The sequence below is a fragment of the Bartonella sp. CL436QHHD genome (assembly GCF_042195105.1).
Classification (GTDB): Bacteria; Pseudomonadota; Alphaproteobacteria; order Rhizobiales; family Rhizobiaceae; genus Bartonella.
The window spans coordinates 1-1265 of record NZ_JBHINR010000077.1 but is presented as its reverse complement, the minus strand read 5'-3'; the positions used below and the strand labels follow the sequence as shown (position 1 = coordinate 1265).

The following is a 1265-nucleotide window of genomic DNA, read 5'->3' as shown; positions in this document are numbered from 1 at the left end:
GATTGTTTATCAGCATCTTCAGTTTAATCAGGCGCGTGATATTGATAATCTTGATGTTGATTTAGGAAAATTTCATCAATGGGTGGGGCGTGTTGGTGGGCGTTTAAGCAAGACACTTAATGTTTCTGAAGAGGGACGTGTCGTTTCTTTTTATAGTAAGCTTTCTTATTTGCATAGTTTTGAAGATAAGCAATTTGTTTCTTTTAAAAACGATTTCCAATTAGGTTTTTTTGGTTCTTTTTTGGAAGCAGGTCTTGGGTTTAATGCTCGTCTTTCTTCAAAACTTTTTCTTCATGGAGATGTAACTTATCAGCATAAATTTAAGAAAGCTGGTTTTTCTGGAGCCAGTTTCTCTGCTGGATTGCGCCATCTTTTTTGAAGAGATATAATGTGCATTTTTATATGAAAGGCAGAAGATTTTTCTGCCTTTTAATGTATTGAAATTTATTTTTCCTCATCAATATGGTTATTTTTTTGATATAAAAGATTACAATAGATGCTTTCTTCTATGCGATGAGGAATTTTCCTAAAATTTTGATATTAAGATATGGGGGCAGATTTCATTGTGAATGTGAGAAGCTTGAATGCTAAATTCTTGTGGTATAATCTTTTAAAAGAGACGATATTGATGGTTGTTTTTGTCCATTTCTTTATTAAATTTTATAGATCATAAGTTTAGTCTTTACGAGCTTTATGCATTTTTTTGAATTTTGTTTTAGAACTTTATTTACGTTTATATCATTTCATACGCATATTATTTGTTTCCTTTTTTAGGATGTTTACTTAAGAATTTTGGATAAATACTTGTTTTTAGAACAAACAGAGGGAGTTTGAGGTCAAATTATAATAAAAGTAAAGTATGCTTTATCGTATTGTTACGGTTGTTGTTTTGTAAATGATAGGTGGCAGAGAAATTTTGATTGGATACAGGATATTATTTTTATTGCGGTTATGCGCGGATATCATCATTCTTTTTTCAGCATTCAATATTTGCGCAGATTTTAGCACTCGAGAATGTTCATAAGAAGCAATACACCTTTTTTCAAAAGTCCTTCTTTACATGCCAGCTTCGTTTGTGATGAACAAGGGGTTAATTGATTAAATATAAACAGGTTTGAATGAAAGAAATTTATAATATTCAGTTTTTTATTCAATATGTAGAATGATGAGTGAGTATTCTAAATCATTGATGAAATTTTCCTAAATCAACATCAAGATTATCAATATCACGCGCCTGATTAAACTGAAGATGCTGATAAACAATC

At 30.4% G+C, this 1265-nt stretch carries 1 protein-coding gene; it reads left to right on the top strand.

Features of this window, described 5'->3' with window-relative positions:
* Positions 1 to 379: autotransporter outer membrane beta-barrel domain-containing protein (locus ACFIKN_RS08850; protein WP_375658281.1), on the top strand; the 379-nt coding region annotated here is incomplete at its 5' end.
* Positions 380 to 1265 lie beyond the last annotated feature (886 nt).